The sequence below is a fragment of the Bradyrhizobium sp. WSM3983 genome (assembly GCF_000473045.1).
Classification (GTDB): Bacteria; Pseudomonadota; Alphaproteobacteria; order Rhizobiales; family Xanthobacteraceae; genus Bradyrhizobium.
On sequence record NZ_AXAY01000018.1, the window covers coordinates 122,838 to 145,034 of the forward strand.

The window sequence follows — 22,197 nt, forward strand, 5'->3', positions numbered from 1 at the left end:
TTTCCGTTTGGTCGGCAGATGAGGTGGGCACGCTTCGCTTTGCCCACCCTACGGCAGTTGAGGGAGTAGCACTGTGACTTTCGTCGCGCGTCATGCGCTGTGGTCGGATGAGCAGCAGGACGCCGCAGCGCGCATGCGCCGTGTCGTCGAAGAAAAGAACCTCGAGGTCATCCGCCTCGCCTTCCCCGACCAGCACGGCATCTTGCGCGGCAAAACCATCATCGCCTCGGAAGCCATCGCGTCGCTGGAGAGCGGCTGCTCCATCACCACGACCATGCTCGCCAAGGACACCTCGCACCGCACGGTGTTTCCCGTGTTCACTGCAGGGGGCGGCTTCGGCATGAAGGAGATGGAGGGCGCGGCCGACGTGCTGATGGTCGCCGATCCCTCCACCTTTCGCGTGCTGCCCTGGGCGCCCGCCACGGGCTCGGTGCTCTGCGATCTCTATTTCAATGACGGCCGCCCGGTGCCGTTCGCGACGCGCGGCCTTTATCGCAAGGCGCTCGACGAGCTCGGCCGCCGCGGCCACGATTTCGTCGCGGGCCTCGAGGTCGAATTCCACATTTTCAAGCTCGACGACCCGCATATGCGCCCGGAAGACGCGGGCCAGCCGGGCACGCCGCCGTCGGTGAGCCTGCTCTCTCACGGCTATCAATACCTCACCGAGCAGCGTTTCGACCAGATGGAGCCGGTGCTGGAGATTTTGCGGCGTGACGTCGTCGCACTCGGTTTGCCCCTGCGCTCCGTCGAGGTCGAGTTCGGGCCGAGCCAGTGCGAATTCACCTTCGCGCCGAAGAAGGGCCTGGAGCCCGCCGACAACATGGTGCTGTTTCGCTCTGCGGTGAAGCAGATCGCGCGCCGCCACGGCTATCACGCCACCTTCATGTGCCGGCCCAAACTGCCGAATTTGTTCGCAAGCGGCTGGCACCTGCATCAGTCCATCGTTTCGCGCGCGAGCGGCGAGAACCAGTTCATGGCGAAAGAGGGCGGCGAGCCGCTCAGCGCATTCGGTCGCGCCTATCTCGCCGGCCTGCTCGATCACGCCCGTGCGGCCACCGTGTTCACCACACCGACCATCAACGGCTACAAGCGCTACCGCGCCTATTCGCTGGCGCCGGATCGCGCGATCTGGGGCCGCGACAATCGCGGCGTGATGATCCGCGTGCTCGGCGGCGCGGGCGACGCCGCCACACGCCTGGAAAACCGCGTCGGCGAGCCGGCCGCCAATCCCTATCTCTATATGGCCGCGCAGATCCTGTCGGGCCTCGACGGCGTCGATCGCAAGCTCGATCCCGGCCCGTCCGCCGATACGCCCTATGAGACAAAGGCGCCGCTGCTGCCGAAGAGCCTGCGCGATGCGGTCTCCGCGCTGAAGGACGATCCGTTCTTCCGCGAAAAATTCGGCGCGGAGTTCGTAGATTATTACATCCACATCAAGAACGCCGAGATCGACCGCTTCCTGTCGGAGGTGACCGATTGGGAACATCGCGAATATTTCGAGATGTTCTGAGGGAGAACCGCCTCACGGCCGCGTGAGGCGGCTTCATCCCGTCTGTTCCGACGACATCACTCCGTGCTGCGACGAAGCCATTTTCCCTGTACCGCGAAAATCGCGTGAAAAATGCGAGGTCTATCGTTCGGGAATGATCAACGATGGAGTTCGATCATGTTGGGTCAATTGTTGAGCATGATCTATCGCTTGTCCTGCCGGACCACCCTGATCGAGATCGGCGTGCATCGCCTCGCCCGCTGACCGCGCGCAAGTCAGGCCAGAGTGGTCGACCGAATGATGGAGGTGTCTGTGCGCAAGCTGATCCTGATCGTTACGATGTCGCTGCTGGCCAGCCAAGCCTATGCCGGCGGCTCGCGTAGCCTGAGCCTGGCGGCGACCAATGCAAGCCAAGCGACCGAGCAGCCGGCCGCGACGGCTCCGTCGCAGGCCGCAGAGGCCCCGACGGCAACGCCACCGGCGAATGCGCAGACGGCGACCACGACACAAGCATCAACCACGCCAGCGCAAACCGCGACAGCGCCGGCCGCAATGCCCGCTCAGCCGACCACCGAAACGGCCAAGCCGAAGCACCGCCAGCCATCCACCGAGGCACGCGTGATCCGCGAGCTGCACCGGCACGGGATCTATTGGTAGTTGTTTGGCTAAACTCCCCGGCGTCGTCCCGGCGAAGGCCGGGACCCATAACCATAGGGAGGAGTTTGGCGAAGACCGGTCGTTCAGGACTAATACCGCCTGCGATCGATAGACCTCGCGGTATGGGTCCCGGCCTTCGCCGGGACGACGCTGAGTATGTGGCCGGGCCTGCCGTAGCTCACGCCCCCCCTCAAATCCCCAAATACTTGTGTTGCAGATCCGGCTCGGCCATCAGTTCGTCGGACGTCCCGCTCCACACGGTCTTGCCGCGCTCGATGATGAAGTGGCGGTCGCAGATGCGGGCGAGGTGGTCAACGTTCTTGTCGACGACCAGGATCGACTGTCCCCGGCGCTTCAGCAGCGACAGGCAGTTCCAGATCTCTTCGCGGATCAGCGGCGCCAGCCCCTCGGTCGCTTCATCCAGGATCAGGAGCTTCGGGTTCGTCATCAGCGCGCGGCCGATGGCGAGCATCTGCTGCTCGCCGCCGGAGAGCTGGTTACCCATGTTGGCGGCGCGCTCGGCGAGCCGCGGGAACAGCACGTAGATCGCGGCGAGCGTCCAGGGATTGGCGCTGTTGAAGCGGTCGGCGGCGGCCGCGACGAGATTTTCGCGCACGGTGAGGTTCGGGAAGATCTGGCGTCCCTCCGGCACGAGGCCGATACCGAGCTTGGCGATCCGGTACGACGGCAGCTGCCGGGCTTCAGTGCCCGCAAACCGAATGCTCCCTGCGCGGGCCGGTGTCAGGCCCATGATGGAGCGGATCGTCGTGGTCTTGCCCATGCCGTTGCGGCCCATCAGCGAGACCATCTCTCCCGGCTTGATCGACAGCGACAGGCCGAACAGCACTTGGCTGAGGCCGTAGCAGGTCTCGATGCCGTCGACGTCGAGTAGCCGGTCAGCCATGGTGCGTCACCACGTGCTGGTCGCCGAGATAGGCGCGCTTGACGTCCTCGTTGGCGCGGATCGCGGCGGGATCGCCGGAGGCGATGACGCGGCCATAGACCAGCACCGAGATGCGGTCGGCAAGCGCGAACACCGCCGGCATGTCGTGCTCGACCAGCACGATCGAGACCTCTTTGCGCAACTCCTGGAGCAGCTGCACCATGCGCTGGGATTCGGTAACGCCAAGACCTGCCATCGGCTCATCGAGCAGCAAAAGCTTTGGCTTGCTCGCAAGTGCGACTGCAAGCTCGATCTGGCGCCGCTCGCCATGGCTGAGCCTGGACACCACGACATCGGCGCGATGCAACAGGCCGACGCGGTCGAGCGCGGCATGCGCCGCATCGCGCAGGCCCTTCTCTTTGCGCGCATTGGCGAAGAAGCGGAACGAATGGCCAGCCTGCGCCTGCGCCGCCAGTGCGACATTGTCGGCGGCGGTGAAGTCGAGCAGCAGCGAGGTGATCTGGAACGAACGTGCGAGACCCAGCGCGCAGCGGCGGTAGGCCGGCAGGTAAGTGATGTCGCGGCCGCCGAGCGAGACGCTGCCGGAATGCGGCTCGAGGTGGCCAGTGAGCTGGCTGATCAGCGTGGTCTTGCCGGCGCCGTTCGGGCCGATGATGGCGTGCAGCTCGCCGGCCGCGACGTCGAGCGAGACGTTATCCGTCGCGGTGATGCCGCCGAAACGGCGCACCAGCTTTTCAACGCGGAGCAAGGGTTCAGCCACGATTGAGCCTCCCGAGCAGGCCCATGATGCCGCCGCGGCCGAACAGCACGATCAGCAGCAACAGCGGGCCCATGATCAGCGCCCAATATTCGGTGATCTGCGACAGAAACTCTTCCAGCAGCAGGTAGACCACCGCGCCCATGACCGGGCCGAACAGCGTGCCCATGCCGCCGAGGATCACCATCACCATGAGATCCCCGGAGCGGGTCCAGTACATCACGGCCGGGCTGACGAAATCGGTGTTGTTGGCGAGCAGCGCGCCGGCAAGCCCGCACATGGTGCCCGAGATGACGAAACAGACGAGCCGATAGCGCTTGGCGGGAAAGCCGATCGCCTGCATGCGCTGCTCGTTGGAGCGCAGGCCCTGCAGGACGAGACCGAAGCGCGAATTGACGATGCGCCAGATCAGCAAGATGACGCCGAACAGACAGGCCAGGCAGAGATAATAGAACTGCGTGCGGTTCGACAGGTTGACCAGGCCGGAGAAGTCGCTCCGCTTGTAGACAGTCAGGCCGTCATCGCCGCCGTAACGTGCGAGGCCCGAGGCGACGTAATAGGCCATCTGCGCGAAGGCGAGCGTGATCATGATGAAATAGACGCCGCGGGTACGCAGAGACAGCGCGCCGATCACGAGCGCATAGATCGCGGAGGCCGCGAGCGCGACCGGAAACTGGATGAAGCCGCTTCCGACACCTTCCTGCGCAAGCATGCCGACGGCATAGCCACCGATGCCGAGATAGGCGGCGTGGCCAAAGCTCATCATGCCGCCAAACCCCATGATGAGGTTGAGGCTGGCGGCGGCGAGGGCCAGGATGATGACGCGGGTGAACAGCGTCAGGATGAAGATGTTACCGGACAGATGCGAATAGAGCGGCAGTACCACGAGGCCCGCCAGCATCAGGGCCGTGACGGCCTTGCTCACCGAGAGAGCTTTCATCGACGGTTGGCCGGAAACAGCCCCTCCGGCCGCACCACCAGCACGATCGCCATCAGCAGGTAGATCAGCATGGACGAGAGCGCGGGCGCGGCGGTGGAGGCCGCGGCGCCACTCAGCACCTGCCGCAAGAGATTGGGAAGGAAGGCGCGGCCGAGCGTGTCGATCATGCCGACAAAGATCGCGGCGAGGAACGCGCCGCGGATCGAGCCGATGCCGCCGATCACGATGATGACGAAGGCGAGGATCAAAATGTTCTCACCCATGCCGATCTGCACGGTGAGGATCGGCGCCTGCATCATGCCGGCCAACCCTGCGAGCGCCGCTCCGAGGCCGAACACCAGCGTGTAGAGCAGCTTGATGTTGATGCCGAGCGCGCCGATCATCTCGCGGTTGGAGGCGCCGGCGCGGATCAGCATGCCGACGCGGGTTCGCATCACGCCGAGATAGAGCAGCAGCGCCACCAGCAGCGCGACGACGATGATGGCGAGGCGGTAAGCAGGATAGTGAATCCCGTGCAGGATCGGCACCGGCACGGTGAGCCAGGCCGGCAGCGGCAGCGCGAGCCCCGCGGGGCCCCAGATCAGCCGCACGGCCTCGTCGAAGAACAGGATCAGGCCGAAGGTCGCGAGCACGTGGTCGAGATGGTCGCGGCCGTAGAGATGCCGCAACGCGCTCATCTCCAGCACGATGCCGAGGATCAACGTGGCACCTAACGCAAGCAACGCGCCGAGCAGGAAGCTGCCGGTCCACGCCGCGAAGGTCGCGGCGAAATAGGCGCCCATCATGTAAAGCGAGCCGTGCGCGAGGTTGACGAGATCCATGATCCCGAACACCAGCGTCAGGCCGGCGGCGAGCAGGAACAGCAGCAGGCCGAACTGCAATCCGTTCAAGAACTGTTCGACGACGAGCAGCATCAAAACTCTTTCAGGCACATACGGACGCGCGCCGATGTTCGAACACAGTCGCCATCAGTGAAAGAGCTCCCCCTGCCTCTACAAGGCGGAAAAATGGGTAATGGCAGTATCGTTCCGAGGCAAGAGCGATTCGACACCAAACATGCACTTTGTTGCATGCCGATGCATGCGATCAAAATCTACCTTGCAAAATCGGCCCTGCAAAAAGGCTGCCGCGCTGGGTGGGTCAGCCTGCCGCACCCAAACGATCGCCCTCCCCCGTTGTCGGCGAGAGGGCGCGATTGAGGTCGGAATAAGGGAGTGACGTCTAGTGCGACGTAACCCGGCGGCGAAGATCGTCCGTGTCGTTGAGCTCGCTGTTGGCCGTCGAGGCCTCCAGCGCCGCCATGCGGAACAAATAGGCCAGCGTCGCCAGCCCGGTGTCTTCGGCCATCTGCGCCAGCTCGAGCGCCATGTCGGACATGTAGCCGAGATTCTCGTCCTTGGTTTGCGCCATGATCTGGCTGTCTCGCATCATGTTCGACATCTCAGGCGCTCTTTCGTTGCGCGGCGATACGGCCGCAAAGGTTGGCACGGGCAATGCAATCGAGACGCGGTCCGTCCTGATGGACGAGGTTCTTCATCCCGATCCGGTCGCGCACGACGTTGAGTGACTCCTGGCGGATCTCGATAGTCGCGGCCATCGTCCAGGAATCGTCGACCAGCGCCGGCAATCCCAGCGCCGTGACGACGAAGCCGATGTCGTGGAAGCGCGGCAGCCACCATGTCTCCATGACGAGGCACAGCCGCTCGATGCCCTGATCGAGACAGAACTCCTGCGCCGCCGCCATCAGTTGCAGATTGAACGCGCCGTCGCGGCGCTCGCGCGTCACGAAGAAGCGCGACCATTCCCAGACCTGCGGATCGACCGGGCAGCCGCGCACCGCGGCGAGGTGGGGGAAGACCTCGCTCATCATGGTCGGCTTGGTGGTCGGATACAGGCGGGAGCCGCCGAGCACGCGGTGGTTCTCGAGAGCCAGCAAATAGATCGCGTCCTCGTTGTCGTAGGCGTCGATCTCGCGGCTGTCGGGCTTGCGCAGCCCCTCCCATTTCCGCTCTTCAACAAAAATCTCGTGACGGATCCGGAAATGCTGATCAAGAACGTCTTCGTAGAGGTGCCGGTTGACGGCAGAAATCACATGAATCATGAATTCCCCCATGGCTTGAAATGGGGGCAGCCTCAGCGAAAAAGGCCAAACCGACTATTGGGAAATTTCCCAGTAGGCGCAGATTTCAGGGATTGATGATTCTTTGGCGGATCGCGATCGCGACCGCATGCGTCCGGTTGACGGCACCGAGCTTGCGCGCGGCGGTTGCAAGATGCTCTTCCGCGGTACGCTGTGTGATGTTCAGGATCTCACCGATCTCCCAGGCGGACTTGCCCTGCGACGCCCAGGTGATCACTTCGCGCTCGCGCGGGGTCAGGCGCGCCGACGGATGCGCCGACGGCGCGAGCAGGCGGCGAATATGGTCGAAGCCGTACATCGCGATCAAATGCAGTGCCGGCTTGCTGCGGGCATTGAGATCGAGATGAACACCGCCGAGCGAGACGCCGGCCTCATAACCGGTCAAGCCGTGGATCGGCACGACGAAACCGCGCGACATGCGGAAATCGGCGGCGCGCCGCATCACCTCTACCGCGCCCGGCTCGAGTTCCGCGTCATAAGGCGCCTCCGACCATTCAAACGGATTGACCGTATGGCGGCACTTCCGGATCACGGGATCGACGCGGTCGTAACTCTTCTCGGTATAAAGGCTGAACCACTCCGCCGGCCATTTCTTGGCGAGCACCATCTGGGAAAAGCGCTGATCTGGGTTCGGTAATCCGGTGACGATGATGTGCTCGAAGCCGTAGCGGCCGAACGCCATCGCGAGCGCATCCATAGCGTCCGGGACCCTGCGATAGGCTCCCAGCCCTTCGATGAAGTCCAGCGCTTCCCGGCCATAATCCACGGCGGACATCGGTGCGTTTCCCGACCCTCGCCGCTCCGTATAGCACGTCTTAGGGGACTGCCTCAATTCACCGCGTCCGTAATTTCCCGGTGTGGCACTGCACCGAAGATTTCATCTACTTGTGGAGGAAGTGAGGTCAAGTTACATCTGAGGCGTCTAGAGCGGGGAAGCCACGATGGAAGACGAGAACATCGCCCTCAACAGCGTGCTCGGCCTGGAACTGAACCGCGTGTTTTTCGCCGTCCGCGATACGGCAAACAAGCAGAAGATCATCGAGTTCGCGCGCGACGTGCTGCAAAGCGAGCGTCCCAAGCTCGTCGACAGCGCCTCGTCGGAAAACCCTGCGAGCTAACACGCAGGTCGCAGCAGACGGCGCCGATGCAACCGATCGCGCGACGATGCCTTTCGATTTGAGCGCGCCGATTTTGGTCCAGACATCCTGACCGCGAAGTTATCTACCCTTCTCCCCACTGAAGCCACTTGCTGCTGGCTGACATCACCGCTCTCGTGAGATGATCGCCACCACGATCGTCTTTCGGATGCCAGGGATATTCAAGACCATGATGACTCTGCGCCAGGTTGAAGTGATCCGTGCCGTGATGGTGACGGGCACCATTGGCGGCGCGGCGAAGCTGTTGAACGTATCGGCGCCGGGGATCAGCCGGCTGGTCAAATACACCGAGCGCTCGCTCGGCATCCGCTTCTTCCAGCGCCAGAACGGCCGCTACTTCCCGACACCGGAAGCCGAGAACATTTTCGAGCAGATCAACGGCGTCTACAAGAAGGTCGACGACCTCTCCGAGATCATCTCCAAGATCGGCCGCGGCGGATTGTCGGAACTGCGCATTGGCTCGGTGCCGAGCATCTCGCAGGTGATGGTGCCGCGCGCGATCGAGCGCGTCCGCCGCCGTTATCCCGATCTCGGCATCGACATCAACATCCTCAAGCTCGAGGAAGCGATCGACTATCTGATGCTCGGCCGCGGCGAGTGCGTGGCGATGAGTTACCGGTTGGAGCATTCCGGCCTCGACTTCATGCCGCTCGCCTCCGGCGAGCTCTATTGCATCGTGCCGTCGGGCCACGCGCTTGCCGACCGCAAGCAGGTCTCGGCTGCCGAGATCACTCGCTATCCGCTGATCGGCATCGATCCGAACGACCCTTACGGTCGGATCATGGCCGAGATCTTTGCGCGCAACCGGCTCGAGTACAACATCACCATCCGCGCGCGGTTCGGCACCACGGTCTGCGCGCTGGTGAAGGCGGGGCTCGGCATCGCCATCATCGACCAGTTCACGGTGGCCCATGGCGGCTATCCCGGCATCGAGCTTTTGAAGATCACCGAGCCGACGCGGTTCGACACCTACATCGCGGTCAAGCGGGGCGCGGCGCTATCGCTCCATGTCGAGCATTTCATCGAGTCCCTACGCGCCGAGATGCGTGCGGTCGAGCCGTCCCGCGGCAACGGCAGGGCGGCTTCAGGGCGCAGGCGGAAGAAATAACATAATGTTAGGTTTGTCGGATAAATGGGTAATTGTGTTAGGCAGGGGAATGACTATCGTCCCTCTTGGAATTGCGCGGATTTCTCCGCTAATGGCCGGACCTCAACGCGCGCGCCCTAAGAGACGATAGTGGATCATGTCTAGCCGCGGACCTGCTGCCCCCAAAAAACTCCTGACCGGCCTGATCGGCGCGCCGATCGCCCATTCCGCCTCCCCCGCCATGCATGAGCGCGCCGCCGAGGCACTCGGCCTGCGCGGCCATTACCAGCTCATCGAAGTCGCAGGCGCAGATGCGATCGGGCTCAGCATGATGCTCGAGGGCGTGCGGCGGCTCGGCTTTGCCGGGGTCAACGTCACTTTTCCCTACAAGGAGGCCGTGGTGCCGCTGCTCGATGAGCTGGCGCAGGGCGCGGCCGCTATGGGCGCGGTCAATACCGTGGTCGTGAAGGACGGCCGGCTGATCGGCCACAACACCGATACGACGGGCTTTGCACGTGCAGTATCACCGCTGCTGGCGCCCACCGGCAACGCGGTGGCGGTGATCGGCGCGGGCGGCGTCGGCAAGGCGATCGCCTTTGCGCTGGCGGACCGAAAGGTCTCCGACATTCGCATCTTCGACAGTGAGCCGGCGCGGGCCGAAAAGCTTGCCTCGCTCCTGAACACGACAGGCGCCAAAGTCGTCACCAGCGTCGAGGGCGCGCTCGATGGCGCCACCGGCCTCATCAACGGCACGCCGGTCGGCATGCTGCCGAACCGCAACACGCCGGTGCCGCCGGCACTGTTGCGGGCGGACCTGTGGGTCGCCGACGCCGTCTATTCGCCGCTGATCACGCCGCTCCTTGCCGCAGCGCAAGAAAAGGGCGCGCGGATCATGACCGGCCGCGAGCTTGCGATCTACCAGGCTGCCGACGCCTTCGAACTGTTTACAGGCCTTGCCCCGTCGACCGAAGTCATGGGAGAGGCTTTTGACGCCGTGATGGCCGCGCGTAGCGCCGCCTATCAGGCAGCTTGAGACGAAGCGGCCGGACACAAGGTCGCTTGCAAAATTGAAACGGGAGGAGAGGACGATGAAATCAACGCTACTGGTGGGCGCGCTGCTCACCGCAATCACGACCACTGGCGCGTTTGCACAGGCGATCAAGCTTGCCGACGTCGCTGAACTCTCGGGTGGCGGCGCCACCGTCGGCACCAACTGGAAGAACGGCATCGACCTCGCGATCGAGGAGATCAACGCCAAGGGCGGCGTGCTCGGCCGCAAGCTCGAGGTCACCCACGCCGACTCGCAGTCCAACCCGGGCGTGGCGCGCGCGCAGGTGCAGAAGGCGCTCGACGCCGAGCCCTATGTGCTGCTCGGACCCGGCTATTCCGGTTCGGTGAAGGTCACCGCCCCGCTCGCAGCCGAAGCCGGCATCGCGCAGATCATGGGCGGTGAAGCCGCCGAACTGACCCAGGCCGGCAACAAGTTCCTGTTCCGCACCTCGTTCGGCCAGCAGTCCTCGATGCCGAAGGTCGCAAAGTACATCCACGACGACATGAAGGCGAAGTCGGTCGCGGTGGTCTGGGTCAACAATGACTTTGGCCGCGGCGGACGCGACGTCGTGGTCAAGGAGCTGGAGCGGCTTGGCTCCAAGGTCGTTGCCGACCTCTCGACCGAAGCGGGACAAGCCGATTTCGCCGCCGACGTCGGCAAGATCAAGGCCGCCAATCCCGACGCCGTGTTCATCTATCTCAACGAGGAGGAGAGCGCGCGCATCCTGAAAGAGCTGAAGCGCCAGGGCGTCACCGCGCCGCTGATGGGCGAGACCACGTTGATCGGCCAGAAGGTGATCGAGCTCGCCGGCGATGCCGCCAACGGCGCGCGCGGCCATGTCGGCCTCACCACGGATGCCCCGGTCGAGCTGATCAAGGGATTCCGTGACCGCTTCTCGAAGAAGTACAATTACGTGCCGGACCACAACGGCCTGAAGGGATACCTCGCCGTCTACATGGTGAAGGCCACCACCGAGAAGATGGGCAAGGTCGATTCCAGGGCGTTCGCCGACACGCTCCACGGCTTGACCATCAAGGCCACCGAGGAGCCGGGCATCCTGATGGACGTCACCTTCGATGCAAACGGCGACATCGACCGGCAGAGTTTTCTGGTCGAGGTGGTCGAAGGAAAGCAGGTCGTGAAGCAGGTGCTGCCGAAGCTGAAGTGAGGTTCTTCGCCTCTCCCCGCCTGCGAGGAGAGGCCGGAATTTGCGCAGCAAATTCCGGGTGAGGGGGAGCTTCCGCGAGTCCAGCCGTCACCTCCCTCGCGGAGGCTCCCCCTCATCTCGACCCTCTCCCCGCAAGCGGGGCGAGGGAGAAGATAGAGAGGGGAAAATGTCCAATCTGTTCGATCTTCTGGTCGCGGGACTGGCCACCGGCGCGATCTATGCGCTGGTCGCGGTCGGCTTCACGCTGCTGTGGCAGACCTCGCAGACCATCAATTTCGCACAAGGCGAGTTCGTGATGCTGCCGGCGTTTTTGATGCTGGCGGCGATGCATGCCGGCGCGCCGTTCTGGCTCGCGATCATCCTCGGCATCCTGCTCTCGATGATCTTGCTTGGGCTGGCCTTCAAGATTCTGCTGGTCGATCCGATGATGCGCCATGGCGTGCTGCCGCTTGCGATCGCGACCATGGCGCTCGCGATCGGGATCAAGGAAGCTGTCAAGCAATTCTTCAGCGCCGAGGCTTCGCCCTTCCCGTCGGTCGTGCCGACCGGCGACATCTCCATCCTTGGCCACGCCGTCTCGCTGCAAAGCATCGGCGTTCTTCTCGTCGCCATTCTCGCCGTCTTTGGCCTGACGACGCTCTTGAACCGCACTTCGCTCGGCCACCAGATGCAGGCGGCAGCCCAAAACCCGACGGTGGCGCGCATCATCGGCGTGCCCGTTGAGCGCATGATCCTGCTGACCTTCCTGATCAACGCCTTCCTGGTCGCGCTGGCGTCGCTGCTGATCACGCCGATTTATCTGGCCAAATTCTCGAGCGGCGAGGTGCTCGGCCAGGCCGCCTTCATCGCGGCGATCGTCGGCGGCTTCAACCAGGTGCGCGGCGCCATTGCCGGCGGCCTCTTGATCGGCGTGCTCGACAATCTCGCGGCCGCCTACGTCTCGACACAGTACCGCGCCGCCGTGCCGATGATCTTCCTGATCGTCGTCATCCTGTTCCGGCCGCAGGGATTACTCGGCCGCGCCGAGGAGCGCACGGTATGAGCGGTTTTGCCAAACCCCTGAAGATCGCGCTCGGCCTCATCGTCATTGCTGGCCTGATCGTCGTTCCCATGAACTTCAACCGCTACGGCCTGTTCATCCTGAGCCAGTGGGCAGTGATGACGATTGCCGCGATGGGCCTCAACCTCACACTCGGCTATGCCGGCCAGGTGTCGCTGGCGCAAGGCGCCTTCGTGGGCATCGGCGCCTATGCTTCCGCGATCATGACGACCCATGGCTGGCCGCTGCCAGTCGCGATCGTGGTGGCGATCGTGCTCGCCTTCGCGGTCGGCCGGGTACTCGGCTATCCTGCGCTGCGCGTGCAGCACCATTACCTTGCCTTCGTCACGCTCGCCTTCTCGACGCTAGCCTTCCTGGTGTTCCGCAATGAGAGCTGGCTCACCGGCGGCATCTACGGCATCTCCAACATTCCCAGGCCGCATTTCTTCGGGATCGCGACCAACAAGCCGCTGCCGTTCTACTATGTCTGCCTCGGCTCGCTCGCGATCGTGTCCATCGCGGTCTGGTGGCTGATCCGCTCGCCCTGGGGCCGCGCCTTCATGGCGCTGCGTGAAAATCCGCTGCGCGCCCAGTCGCTCGGCATCGATACCCGCCGCTACACGCTGATGGCCTTTGCGCTCGGCTCGGCACTCGGCGGCGTCGCCGGTGCGCTCTATGCGCCGCTGACGCAATATATCGACCCAGTTCCGTTCAACCTGTCGCTCTCGCTCGATCTCCTGATGATGGTGATCGTCGGCGGCGCCGGCTTTTACTTCGGTCCTTTCCTGGGGGCGATGATCGCGGTGCTGCTGCCGGAATGGCTGCGCTTCACCGAGGGCTATTATCTGATGCTCTACGCGATCGCGGTGATGGCACTTCTGATCTGGTCGCCCACCGGCATTCTGGGAATCCTCGACCGCTATCTCGCCGAGCGCCGCACCAGGGCGGCCTCAGCGTTGCGCGCCGTCGCAAAATCCTGGCTGGAGACGGCGCAATGAGTGCGGTGCTCGAAGTCACAGACATCAAGAAAAGCTTTGGCGGCATCACCGCGGTCGACGGCGTCTCCTTCGACGTCCGCGAAGGCGAGATCCTCGGCCTGATCGGCCCGAATGGCTGTGGCAAGTCGACCTTGTTCAACTGCATCCTCGGCCAGCTCACACCATCAGGCGGCGAGGTCAAACTCGACGGCAAGGTCGTCACCGGCTTGCGCCCCTCCGAGCTGAACAAGCTCGGCGTCAGCCGCACCTTCCAGCTCTTGCAGGTGTTTCCAAAACTCTCGGTGCGCGAGAATTTGATCCTCGCAGGCCAGGAGCACCAGGGCAACATGGCCTCGCGCCTGGTCGGCCGCTCCGATGCCGGACTGACGGATACCGCCAACCAGATGATTGGCTTCTTCAAGCTCGATCATCTCGCCGCGGAACCTGCCGGCGGTCTCTCCTACGGCCAGCAGAAGCTGCTCGACGCTGCGATGGCCTTCATGGGCGGCCCGCGCCTGGTGCTGCTTGACGAGCCCGCCGGCGGCGTCAATCCGACGATGTTGTCCGATCTGAAGGAACGCCTCGTCGCGATCAACCGTGAGAAGAACGCCACCTTCGTCGTGATCGAGCACAACATGGAGTTCGTGATGTCGCTGTGCTCGCGCGTGATGGTGATGGCGGAAGGCAAGGTTCTGGCGATGGGGCGGCCCGACGAGGTGCGCAAGAACCCCGCCGTGATCGACGCCTATCTCGGACATTAGGGAGCGCGAGCCATGAGCGATCCGATCCTCTCGGTTCAAAATCTCGTCGGCGGCTACGGCAAGATGACGATCCTGAACGGCACGACATTTTCGGTGCCGCCGGCGACGATCACCACCATCATCGGCCCGAACGGCGCCGGCAAGTCCACCGTGTTCAAGGCGATCTTTGGCCTGCTCAAGCTGCGCGAGGGCAAGATCAGCTTTGCAGGACGCGACGTTACCAATTTGAGCCAGCGCGCACTGCTCAATGCGGGCATCTGCTACGTGCCGCAGGGCCGCAACATCTTTCCCGAGCTGTCGGTGCGTCACAACATCGAGCTCGGCGGCGTCGCCGCCGGCAAAGGCCTCGACCTGCCGACGCGCATCGAGGCCGCACTCGACCTGTTCCCCGCGCTGCGCCGCAAATCGACGCAGCAGGCCTCGACGCTCTCGGGCGGCGAGCAGAAGCAGCTCGAGATCGCCCGCTCGCTGCTGCTCGAGCCAAAGCTCGTGCTGATCGACGAGCCCTCGATTGGCCTGTCGCCGCTGATGGTGCAGCAGACCTTCGATATTCTGAAGAGCCTGCGCGACCGCGGGGTCACCATCCTGATGATCGAGCAGAACGCGCGTTCGGCGCTGGAGATCTCTGATATCGGCATCGTGCTCGAGCTCGGCCAGACCCGGATGGTCGACAAGGCGGAGCGCATTCTGAACGATCCAAGGATCGGCCAGCTCTTCCTCGGCGGCGCCATGGAGAGCGCGGCATGAGCGCGCCAATGCGCATCGCAATTGCCGGCGCCGGCCTGATCGGCCGCCGCCATATCGAATTGATCGACGCTTCGCCGGATTGCATTCTGGCCGGCATCGCCGATCCCTCCCCCGCCGCGAAAGAGTTTGCGCAGGCGCGCAACACGCCCTGGCATGCGGATCACCGCGCGCTGCTGGCGCAAGAAAAACCGGACGGCCTGATCATCGCCTCGCCGAACGCGCAGCATTTCCAAATGGCGCTCGACTGTGCGCAAGCCGGCGTGCCCGCGCTGATCGAGAAGCCGGTGACCGACACGGTCGCGGCTGCACAGCGCCTGTGCGCCGCGATCGAGCGGACCGGCGTGCCGATGCTGGTCGGCCATCACCGCCGGCACAATCCGATCATCAAGGCCGCGCGCGAGGCTGTGGCGACCGGCAGGCTCGGCCACCTCACGGCCGTGGTCGGACTATGGCTCCTGAAGAAGCCCGACGACTACTTTGATGTGGCGTGGCGACGCGAGCAGGGCGGCGGGCCGCTGCTCATCAACCTCATCCATGACATCGACAATCTCCGCTTCATCTGTGGCGAGATCACCGAGGTGCAGGCGCTGACGTCGAACAAAGTTCGCGGCTTCGCTGTCGAGGACACCGCCGCATTGCTGCTGCGCTTCGCCAGCGGCGCGCTGGGAACAGTAACCGCGTCGGACGCGACGCCGGCGCCGTGGAGCTGGGAATTGGGCTCGGGCGAGAACCCTGTTTACGCCCGGCAGAATCAGCCCTGTTACATCTTCTCCGGCACCGCGGGCTCGCTGTCCGTGCCGAATATGGAGCTGTGGTCCTACCAGCGAGAGCCCGGCTGGCATGCGCCGCTGTCGCGCGAGACGATCGCGCCGCCGGCATTCGATCCGCTGGCCGAGCAGCTCCGGCATTTTCTTGCCGTGGTCGCAGGCCGTGAACAACCCCTGATCCCGGTCGAAGACGCGATGGGCACGCTCGCGGTCGTCGAAGCCGTCGGTGAAGCGGCACGCACGGGCCAGAAAATATCGCCGGGCCACATCATGGAGCAGGCAGCATGAACAAGCGCTCGATCGCGACCGTTTCCCTCTCAGGCGCACTCGATGAAAAACTTCGCGCCATCGCATCCGCCGGCTTCGAGGCGGTCGAGATCTTCGAGAACGATTTGCTGTCGTTCGGCTCCGGCCCGCGCGACATCGCAAATCTCTGCAAGGACCTCAATCTCGAAATCTGCGCGTTCCAGCCTTTCCGCGATTTCGAGGGCATGCCGGAGCCGCAGCGCACGCGAAACTTTGCCCGCGCCGAACGCAAATTCGATCTGATGCAGGAGCTCGGCACCGATTTGCTGCTGATCTGCTCCAACGTCTCGCCGGCCTCGCTCGGCGGCATCGATCGCGCCGCCGATGATTTTCGCGAGCTCGGCGATCGCGCCGCCAAGCGGTCTTTGCACGTCGGCTACGAAGCGCTGGCCTGGGGGCGGCATGTCAACGACTATCGCGATGCCTGGGAGATCGTACGGCGCGCCGATCATGCCGCGATCGGCGTCATTCTCGACAGTTTTCACGCGCTGGCGCCCGGCTTCCCGGTGCGCGCGATGGCGTCGATCCCCGGAGACAAGATCTTTCTGGTGCAGTTGGCCGACGCGCCGAAGCTCGAGCTCGACATCCTGTCATGGAGCCGGCACTTCCGCTCCTTCCCCGGCCAGGGCGACCTGCCGGTCGTCGAGTTCATGCAGGCGATCGCGGCGACCGGCTATTCCGGTCCGTGGTCGCTGGAGATTTTCAACGACCAGTTCCGCGCCGGCTCGGCGGCGCAGACCGCGGTCGACGGCCTGCGCTCGCTGATCCTGTTGCAGGACCAGCTCGCCCCGGATTGGCCAAAGCTTGTCGGCGAGCCCTTGGCCCCGAAGGCCAAGAGCAGTGGCACGGGCTTCATCGAGTTCGCCGTCAACGAGACCAAGGCCGGCGAGCTTGCGCATTTGTTCTCGCAGCTCGGCTTCCGCAAGACCGGCAAGCACCGCAGCAAGGCGGTGGAGCGCTGGTCGCAGGGCAAGGTCGAGCTCGTGATCAACTGCGAGACCGACGGCTTTGCGCATTCACACTATGTCACGCACGGCCCCGGCGTCTGTGCCATTGCGCTCGATGTCGACAATGCAGGCCTCGCAATGCAGCGCGCCGAGACGCTGAAGGCGCGCACCTTCTACCAACCGGTCGGGCCGGGCGAGCTCGAGATCCCCGCGATCCACGGCGTCGGCGGCAGCCTTCTTTATTTCCTCGACCAGGCCGGCAAGAACTGGGACACGGATTTTGCGCCGGTTGCGAGCGATGCAAGCGTGGATGCGCTGCTCGCCATCGACCACATCGCGCAGTCGATGCCTTATGACGAGATGCTGTCCTGGCTGCTGTTCTACACCGGCATACTCGACCTCAAGCGCCTGCCGCAGATGGAGATCGCCGACCCCAGAGGCCTCGTGCAGAGCCAGGCCGTCATCAACGGCGACCAGAGCCTGCGTTTCGTGCTCAACGGCTCCTCGGCCAATCGCACGTTGCCGGCGCGCTTCATCTCCGAGTTTTTCGGCTCAGGCGTGCAGCACGTCGCCTTTGCCTGCGAGGATATCTTTGCCACCGTCGCCGCGATGCGCGCCTGCGGCGCGGATTTTCTCGATATCCCTGACAATTACTACGACGACATCGAAGCCAAGTACGATCTTGCTCCTGACATCATGGCAAAACTCCGCGCCAACCACATCCTCTACGATCGCGAGGGCGACGGCGAGTTCTTCCAAGTCTACACCCACATTTTTGATGAGCGCTTCTTCTTCGAGATCGTGGAGCGGCGAAGCTATCAGGGATTTGGCGCCGCAAACGCCGGAATCAGGCTCGCAGCGCAGGCCCGCGAAGTGCGCCCCGCGAGCATGCCGCGGGTGTAGGACCCCCTTTCCCTTCTCCCCTTGTGGGAGAGGGTGCCTCGCGAAGCGAGGCGGGCGGGTTCTCTCCGCGTGCACACGTCTCTCGATCGCACTCGCGGAGACACACCCCTCATCCGGCGCTTCGCGCCACCTTCTCCCACAAGGGGAGAAGGGGTAGCGGACATCGCGGTTTCTATCCCCTCACTTCATCGGGCACTTATCGTGGAAGCGGTCCTGATCGTTCGTGACGATGGTGGCAACGGTCTTCAGCGAAAGCTCGCCCCCGGCGCCCTTCACCACGTCCTGCAAATAGAAATTCTGGATCGGGATATGGTTGTTGCCGTATTTGAACGAGCCGCGCAGCGACTTGAAGTTGGCCTTCTCCATCTCGGCCTTCATCGCATCCTTCTTGGACGTGTCGCCGCCGACGGCGACCACCGCGCTGTTGATGAGCTGCGCCGCGTCATAGGCCTGCGCACCGTAATAGCTCGGTCGTGCGCCCGGATATTTCTTGCGGTAGTCGGCGACGAACTTCTTGTTCTGCTCGTTCGGAAGGTCGTTCACCCACTCCTGCGCACCGGGCACCCCGAACGCATTCTCCTTCTGCAATGGCAACGTCGTCTCGTCGACGGTGAAGGCGGTGTAGAGTGGCATGGTGCCCTTCATGCCGGCCTGGACATATTGATTGAGGAACTGTGCACCGGCCGCACCGGGATAGAACACGAAGATCGATTCGGCGCCGGAAGCGCGAGCTTTCGCCAGCTCGGCCGAGAAATCGAGCTGGCTCGGCCAGACCGTGTACTCCTCGCCCTTTATCTCGCCCTTGAAGGTGCTCTTCACGCCGGCGAGCATGTCCTTGCCCGCCGCGTAGTTCGGGCCGATCAGGAACACGCTCTTGACGCCATTCGCGTTCATGTAGAGGCCCATGGCCGCCGGCGTCTGGTCGTTCTGCCAGGAGGTCGAGAACACGTAGGGCGAACAGAGTTCGCCGGCGAGCTGCGACGGGCCGGCATTGGCCGAGATCAGAATGGTCTGCGAGTCCACCGCGGTCTTGAGCGAGGCCAGCAGCACGTTCGACCAGATATAGCCGACGATGAAATCGACCTTGTCGGACTGCACCAGCTTCTCGGTCTTCTGCTTGCCGACGTCCGGCTTCTGGCCGTCGTCCTCGTAGATCACTTCGACCGGCTTGCCGTCCATCTTGCGGCCCATGTGGTCGAGCGCGAGCTCGAAGGAGTTGCGCATGTCGTTGCCGATCACGGCGGTCGGGCCGCTGAAGGTCGAGACGAAACCGATCTTGATGGTGTCGCCGGCGAAAGCCGGGCTTGCCAGAACCAGCGCCGCTGCGCCCGCCAGCCAGAATGCCGTCCTCATAACCACTCCCCTCCTTATTATTGATCCCGGAAGCGGGTTCATCGCCGCCCCGGGCCTGTCTCTATTGAACGCAAAATCTGTCGCGCCGCCAATGGCTCAGCGTCCGCCCCTGCACCATATTTCGCCCCAATCGGGGATGGCAAGAAATATAATTCTACTTACTTCGGTGAGGGCTGCGGCGCTTTTTCGCGGCGGATCGATACATCAGGCCTATTCTCCGATTGATGACGGCTATTGGACCGCGGCGCCCAATTCGCAATTAAATGAAGATGTAGAGCAGCTAGATTCGAGGGCACATCATGGCCGCAACTCCCCATCGCGTCGTCGTCGTCGGAGCCGGCTTCGGCGGGCTGGAGACGACCTACCGGCTGGCGGGCGCGCCGGTCGAGATCACGCTGATCGACCGCCGCAACCATCATCTGTTCCAGCCGCTGCTCTATCAGGTCGCGACCGCCTCGCTCGCGACCAGCGAGATCGCCTGGCCGGTGCGCCATCTCATGCGTGATCGTCGCGAGGTGACGACGCTGTTTGCGACCGTCAGCGGCGTCGATGCCAGCAGGCGCTGCGTGCTGATCGACGACGGCAGCGAGGTACCTTACGACACGCTGGTGCTCGCCACCGGCGCACGTCACGCCTATTTCGGCCATGACGAGTGGGAGACATGGGCGCCGGGCCTGAAGACACTGGAAGACGCGACCACGCTGCGCCGTCACATCCTGGTGGCGTTCGAACGCGCCGAGCGCGAGACCGATCCGGCCAAGCGCGCGGCGCGGCTGACCTTCGTGATCGTCGGCGCCGGCCCGACCGGCGTCGAGCTCGCCGGCACCATCGCCGAGATGGCGCACCACACCTTGCCCGGCGATTTCCGCAACATCGACACGACGAAAGCGCGCGTCGTGCTGATCGAGGCCGGCCCGCGCGTGCTTGCCGGCTTTCCCGACGAGCTCTCGGCCTATGCGCAGGCCTCGCTGGAGAAGATCGGCGTCGAGGTCGTGTTGGGGCAAGCCGTCACCGAGATCAATCGTGAGGGCGTGGTGTTCGGCGGCAAGCTGCTCGAGGCAAAGACACGAATTTGGGCCGCCGGCGTGCGCGCCTCTCCGGCTGCCGAATGGCTGGGCGCACCGGCCGATCGCGCCGGGCGCGTGCAGGTCGAAGACGACCTGACGATCCCCGGCCATCCCGAGATCTTTGCGATCGGCGACACCATCAACATCAACGCCTGGGAGGGCAAGCCGGTGCCCGGCATCGCGCCGGCCGCGAAGCAGCAGGGAAAGCATGTGGCCGAAACCATCAAGGCGCGGCTGCGCGGCGAGAGCAAGGGCGCGTTCCGCTACAAGCACGCCGGCAGCCTCGCCCAGATCGGCAAGCGGCTCGCGGTGATCGACTTCGGCCGCATCAAGCTGCGCGGCACGATCGCGTGGTGGATCTGGGGCATTGCCCACATCTACTTCCTGATCGGCCTGCGCCACCGCCTCAGCGTCGCGCTCAGCTGGCTCTGGATCTATGCGCGCGATCAGCGAGCGGCGCGGCTGATCACGCAGGGAAGCAGCAAGGTGGTCTAGCTTCTTTCTTCCTTCTCCCCTTGCGGGAGAAGGTGGCATAGGCGGCCTTCGGCCGCCGTCCTTAAGAACGCCGAAGCTTAGCTTCGGCTATGGCGCCGGATGAGGGGTTCTCTCCACTAGCAAGACCATTCGTGAGGAGAGGACGCTCACCCGGCTTCGCTTCGCGAAGCTGAGCAACAGCCGACATAGGTGACAGTTCAGACCGACGACGTGGATAACACAATTCTCGTTTCGTTCAGGTCGGTTGCCGCCGGCAGCGTCAGGCTGGCGTGATCGTGACCGGCAGGCTGTCGAGCCCGCGCAGCGTGTTGTTGAAACGGCGCTTCGGCTCGCCGGTGATCTCGATGCTGGCAACCCGGCGGGCCAAGGCCGAGAGCATCGTCTCACCTTCGAGCCGCGCCACGAGCTGGCCGACGCACATGTGAATGCCCGAGCCGTAGCCGACATGGCCGGAGGTGCGGCGAGTGATGTCGTAGCTGTCGGGCTTGTCCCAGCGCCGCGGATCGCGATTGGCCGCAGCGAGGAACATCAGCACTTTCTCGCCCTCGCCGATGGTCGCGCCTGACAGTTCGACCTCCCGCGTCGTGGTGCGGAAGAAGGTTTGCACCGGGCTTTCGAAGCGCACGGCCTCCTCGAAGGCGTTGCGCGCGAGCGTGAGATCGCCGCGGAGGCGCTGCCACTGATCGGGAAAGCGGACCATGCAATAGACAGCGGCACCGATACCATTGACCGTGGTGTCGAGGCCCGCCGACAGCAGCGAGCGCACCAGCAGCGGTGCTTCAGTCGCTGTGATGGCGCCCTTGTCGACATGGGCATGAATGCAGGCGCCGATGCCGCCGGGCGTCAGGTTGTCGCGCTGGCACTGGTCGGTGACATAGGCCTGATGCGGCGCCGAGCGCGCGATCGCCTCCTTGCGCAATTCGTTTGGCGGGCCGAAGGCGTTGAACACCAGGCTCGCATAGGGAATGAGATGCTCGCGTCCCTCCGGCTTCAATCCGAGCGCATCCGGGAAGATCGAGAGCGGGTAAGCTTCCGCGAGATCGGCGATCGCATCGAAGCTCCGCTGCTCCAGCAGCGCATCTACTCGCGCCTCGGCCGCCGCGGCAAAGCGGTCACGCAGCCCCTTCATCACCGTCGGCGACAGCACCGTTGACAGCACGGCACGGGTGCGGGTGTGTTCGGGCGGATCGGCCTCGAGGATCAGGCTCGGCGGCCGCCACGGCGTCTCCTTCTTGAAGTCGGACAGGCCGACGCCGCGGCTGGAGCAGAACGTCACCGGATCGTTCAGGACGGCATGCACCTCGGCATAGCGCGCCACGCCAAAGACCTTCCATTTGTCGAGACAGACGACCGGGCCCGTCTCACGCAGCAGCTCATGCGTGGGATAGGGATCAGCAAAAAACTTCATGTCGAAGGGATCGACGTCGAGATGCGGGACGCCTGCTACGGCCGAGCCGGGTGTGCTCATAAAGATCCTCCCTCATT

22 protein-coding genes are annotated in these 22,197 nt (G+C 64.0%); 13 read left to right on the forward strand and 9 right to left on the reverse strand.

Annotation, left to right across the window (positions count from 1 at the left end; genetic code table 11):
* Positions 1-73 precede the first annotated feature (73 nt).
* Together YUA_RS0125055 and YUA_RS0125065 are read left to right on the forward strand one after the other, a co-directional pair.
* Positions 74-1,510, forward strand: a complete 1,437-nt coding sequence (locus tag YUA_RS0125055) for a glutamine synthetase family protein (RefSeq protein ID WP_027533156.1) — start codon at positions 74-76, stop codon at positions 1,508-1,510.
* A 291-nt stretch (positions 1,511-1,801) separates the two neighbouring features.
* Positions 1,802-2,146, forward strand: a complete 345-nt coding sequence (locus tag YUA_RS0125065; RefSeq protein ID WP_027533157.1) for a hypothetical protein — start codon at positions 1,802-1,804, stop codon at positions 2,144-2,146.
* A gap of 190 nt (positions 2,147-2,336) precedes the next feature.
* Here YUA_RS0125065 and YUA_RS0125070 read toward each other — a convergent pair whose 3' ends face one another.
* The 7 genes from YUA_RS0125070 to YUA_RS0125100 form a co-directional block, all read right to left on the reverse strand.
* The gene (locus YUA_RS0125070; protein ID WP_027533158.1) at positions 2,337-3,050 is read right to left on the reverse strand and encodes an ABC transporter ATP-binding protein; all 714 of its coding nucleotides are present in this window, start codon (positions 3,048-3,050) and stop codon (positions 2,337-2,339) included.
* A complete protein-coding gene (locus YUA_RS0125075) occupies positions 3,043-3,810 on the reverse strand; it encodes an ABC transporter ATP-binding protein (RefSeq protein WP_027533159.1) in 768 nt (255 codons plus the stop codon). The genes YUA_RS0125070 and YUA_RS0125075 overlap by 8 nt, the downstream gene beginning before the upstream one ends.
* Positions 3,803-4,747: a branched-chain amino acid ABC transporter permease gene (locus YUA_RS0125080; RefSeq protein ID WP_027533160.1), complete on the reverse strand. Its 945-nt coding sequence runs from the start codon at positions 4,745-4,747 to the stop codon at positions 3,803-3,805. The genes YUA_RS0125075 and YUA_RS0125080 overlap by 8 nt, the downstream gene beginning before the upstream one ends.
* Positions 4,744-5,661 carry a branched-chain amino acid ABC transporter permease gene (locus YUA_RS0125085; protein WP_027533161.1) on the reverse strand — a complete coding sequence of 306 codons (918 nt, stop codon included), beginning with the start codon at positions 5,659-5,661 and terminating at the stop codon, positions 4,744-4,746. Before YUA_RS0125085 ends, YUA_RS0125080 begins: the two co-directional genes overlap by 4 nt.
* Before the next feature lie 307 nt (positions 5,662-5,968).
* The gene (locus YUA_RS0125090) at positions 5,969-6,187 is read right to left on the reverse strand and encodes a hypothetical protein (protein ID WP_027533162.1); all 219 of its coding nucleotides are present in this window, start codon (positions 6,185-6,187) and stop codon (positions 5,969-5,971) included.
* 1 nt (position 6,188) lies between these two features.
* Positions 6,189-6,848 carry an acyl-homoserine-lactone synthase gene (locus YUA_RS0125095; RefSeq protein ID WP_027533163.1) on the reverse strand — a complete coding sequence of 220 codons (660 nt, stop codon included), beginning with the start codon at positions 6,846-6,848 and terminating at the stop codon, positions 6,189-6,191.
* An 85-nt stretch (positions 6,849-6,933) separates the two neighbouring features.
* A complete protein-coding gene (locus YUA_RS0125100) occupies positions 6,934-7,662 on the reverse strand; it encodes a LuxR family transcriptional regulator (protein WP_027533164.1) in 729 nt (242 codons plus the stop codon).
* A 166-nt stretch (positions 7,663-7,828) separates the two neighbouring features.
* Between YUA_RS0125100 and YUA_RS48675 the strand changes: the two genes are divergently transcribed.
* The 10 genes from YUA_RS48675 to YUA_RS0125150 all read left to right on the forward strand — a co-directional run bounded on the left by YUA_RS48675 (position 7,829) and on the right by YUA_RS0125150 (position 17,797).
* Positions 7,829-8,005: a hypothetical protein gene (locus tag YUA_RS48675; RefSeq protein ID WP_084292852.1), complete on the forward strand. Its 177-nt coding sequence runs from the start codon at positions 7,829-7,831 to the stop codon at positions 8,003-8,005.
* Positions 8,006-8,213: 208 nt separating this feature from the next.
* A complete protein-coding gene (locus tag YUA_RS0125110; protein WP_027533165.1) occupies positions 8,214-9,152 on the forward strand; it encodes a LysR family transcriptional regulator in 939 nt (312 codons plus the stop codon).
* A gap of 136 nt (positions 9,153-9,288) precedes the next feature.
* Positions 9,289-10,164, forward strand: a complete 876-nt coding sequence (locus YUA_RS0125115; protein ID WP_027533166.1) for a shikimate dehydrogenase — start codon at positions 9,289-9,291, stop codon at positions 10,162-10,164.
* A gap of 55 nt (positions 10,165-10,219) precedes the next feature.
* Positions 10,220-11,350 carry an ABC transporter substrate-binding protein gene (locus tag YUA_RS0125120; protein WP_027533167.1) on the forward strand — a complete coding sequence of 377 codons (1,131 nt, stop codon included), beginning with the start codon at positions 10,220-10,222 and terminating at the stop codon, positions 11,348-11,350.
* Between the two features lie 166 nt (positions 11,351-11,516).
* Entirely contained in the window at positions 11,517-12,392 is an 876-nt protein-coding gene (locus YUA_RS0125125) for a branched-chain amino acid ABC transporter permease (protein ID WP_027533168.1), read from the forward strand.
* Complete coding sequence (locus YUA_RS0125130) at positions 12,389-13,387, forward strand: branched-chain amino acid ABC transporter permease (protein ID WP_027533169.1); 999 nt, start codon at positions 12,389-12,391, stop codon at positions 13,385-13,387. The genes YUA_RS0125125 and YUA_RS0125130 overlap by 4 nt, the downstream gene beginning before the upstream one ends.
* Positions 13,384-14,127, forward strand: coding sequence for an ABC transporter ATP-binding protein (locus YUA_RS0125135; RefSeq protein WP_027533170.1), 744 nt, complete (start codon positions 13,384-13,386; stop codon positions 14,125-14,127). The genes YUA_RS0125130 and YUA_RS0125135 overlap by 4 nt, the downstream gene beginning before the upstream one ends.
* 12 nt (positions 14,128-14,139) lie before the next feature.
* Positions 14,140-14,874: an ABC transporter ATP-binding protein gene (locus YUA_RS0125140; RefSeq protein ID WP_027533171.1), complete on the forward strand. Its 735-nt coding sequence runs from the start codon at positions 14,140-14,142 to the stop codon at positions 14,872-14,874.
* On the forward strand, positions 14,871-15,929 hold the full coding sequence (locus YUA_RS0125145; RefSeq protein WP_027533172.1) for a Gfo/Idh/MocA family protein: 1,059 nt from the start codon (positions 14,871-14,873) through the stop codon (positions 15,927-15,929). The genes YUA_RS0125140 and YUA_RS0125145 overlap by 4 nt, the downstream gene beginning before the upstream one ends.
* Entirely contained in the window at positions 15,926-17,797 is a 1,872-nt protein-coding gene (locus tag YUA_RS0125150; RefSeq protein ID WP_027533173.1) for a bifunctional sugar phosphate isomerase/epimerase/4-hydroxyphenylpyruvate dioxygenase family protein, read from the forward strand. Before YUA_RS0125145 ends, YUA_RS0125150 begins: the two co-directional genes overlap by 4 nt.
* 180 nt (positions 17,798-17,977) lie before the next feature.
* On the opposite strand, the gene YUA_RS0125155 is transcribed toward YUA_RS0125150, so the two are convergent.
* Entirely contained in the window at positions 17,978-19,150 is a 1,173-nt protein-coding gene (locus tag YUA_RS0125155; RefSeq protein WP_027533174.1) for an ABC transporter substrate-binding protein, read from the reverse strand.
* 299 nt (positions 19,151-19,449) lie between these two features.
* Here YUA_RS0125155 and YUA_RS0125160 point away from each other — a divergent pair, with 299 nt between their 5' ends.
* Entirely contained in the window at positions 19,450-20,712 is a 1,263-nt protein-coding gene (locus tag YUA_RS0125160) for an NAD(P)/FAD-dependent oxidoreductase (RefSeq protein WP_027533175.1), read from the forward strand.
* 259 nt (positions 20,713-20,971) lie between these two features.
* Here the strand turns inward: YUA_RS0125160 and YUA_RS0125165 are convergent, their stop codons facing one another.
* Positions 20,972-22,180, reverse strand: coding sequence for a cytochrome P450 (locus YUA_RS0125165; protein WP_027533176.1), 1,209 nt, complete (start codon positions 22,178-22,180; stop codon positions 20,972-20,974).
* Positions 22,181-22,197: the final 17 nt, after the last annotated feature.

Coding starts and splice junctions, on each gene's coding strand:
- YUA_RS0125070 (WP_027533158.1), bottom strand. CDS start 3,050: ATGGCTGACCGGCTACTCGACGTCGACGGCATCGAGACCTGCTACGGC.
- YUA_RS0125080 (WP_027533160.1), bottom strand. CDS start 4,747: ATGAAAGCTCTCTCGGTGAGCAAGGCCGTCACGGCCCTGATGCTGGCG.
- YUA_RS0125085 (WP_027533161.1), bottom strand. CDS start 5,661: ATGCTGCTCGTCGTCGAACAGTTCTTGAACGGATTGCAGTTCGGCCTG.
- YUA_RS0125090 (WP_027533162.1), bottom strand. CDS start 6,187: ATGTCGAACATGATGCGAGACAGCCAGATCATGGCGCAAACCAAGGAC.
- YUA_RS0125095 (WP_027533163.1), bottom strand. CDS start 6,848: ATGATTCATGTGATTTCTGCCGTCAACCGGCACCTCTACGAAGACGTT.
- YUA_RS0125100 (WP_027533164.1), bottom strand. CDS start 7,662: ATGTCCGCCGTGGATTATGGCCGGGAAGCGCTGGACTTCATCGAAGGG.
- YUA_RS48675 (WP_084292852.1), top strand. CDS start 7,829: ATGGAAGACGAGAACATCGCCCTCAACAGCGTGCTCGGCCTGGAACTG.
- YUA_RS0125110 (WP_027533165.1), top strand. CDS start 8,214: ATGATGACTCTGCGCCAGGTTGAAGTGATCCGTGCCGTGATGGTGACG.
- YUA_RS0125115 (WP_027533166.1), top strand. CDS start 9,289: ATGTCTAGCCGCGGACCTGCTGCCCCCAAAAAACTCCTGACCGGCCTG.
- YUA_RS0125120 (WP_027533167.1), top strand. CDS start 10,220: ATGAAATCAACGCTACTGGTGGGCGCGCTGCTCACCGCAATCACGACC.
- YUA_RS0125125 (WP_027533168.1), top strand. CDS start 11,517: ATGTCCAATCTGTTCGATCTTCTGGTCGCGGGACTGGCCACCGGCGCG.
- YUA_RS0125130 (WP_027533169.1), top strand. CDS start 12,389: ATGAGCGGTTTTGCCAAACCCCTGAAGATCGCGCTCGGCCTCATCGTC.
- YUA_RS0125135 (WP_027533170.1), top strand. CDS start 13,384: ATGAGTGCGGTGCTCGAAGTCACAGACATCAAGAAAAGCTTTGGCGGC.
- YUA_RS0125140 (WP_027533171.1), top strand. CDS start 14,140: ATGAGCGATCCGATCCTCTCGGTTCAAAATCTCGTCGGCGGCTACGGC.
- YUA_RS0125145 (WP_027533172.1), top strand. CDS start 14,871: ATGAGCGCGCCAATGCGCATCGCAATTGCCGGCGCCGGCCTGATCGGC.
- YUA_RS0125150 (WP_027533173.1), top strand. CDS start 15,926: ATGAACAAGCGCTCGATCGCGACCGTTTCCCTCTCAGGCGCACTCGAT.
- YUA_RS0125155 (WP_027533174.1), bottom strand. CDS start 19,150: ATGAGGACGGCATTCTGGCTGGCGGGCGCAGCGGCGCTGGTTCTGGCA.
- YUA_RS0125160 (WP_027533175.1), top strand. CDS start 19,450: ATGGCCGCAACTCCCCATCGCGTCGTCGTCGTCGGAGCCGGCTTCGGC.
- YUA_RS0125165 (WP_027533176.1), bottom strand. CDS start 22,180: ATGAGCACACCCGGCTCGGCCGTAGCAGGCGTCCCGCATCTCGACGTC.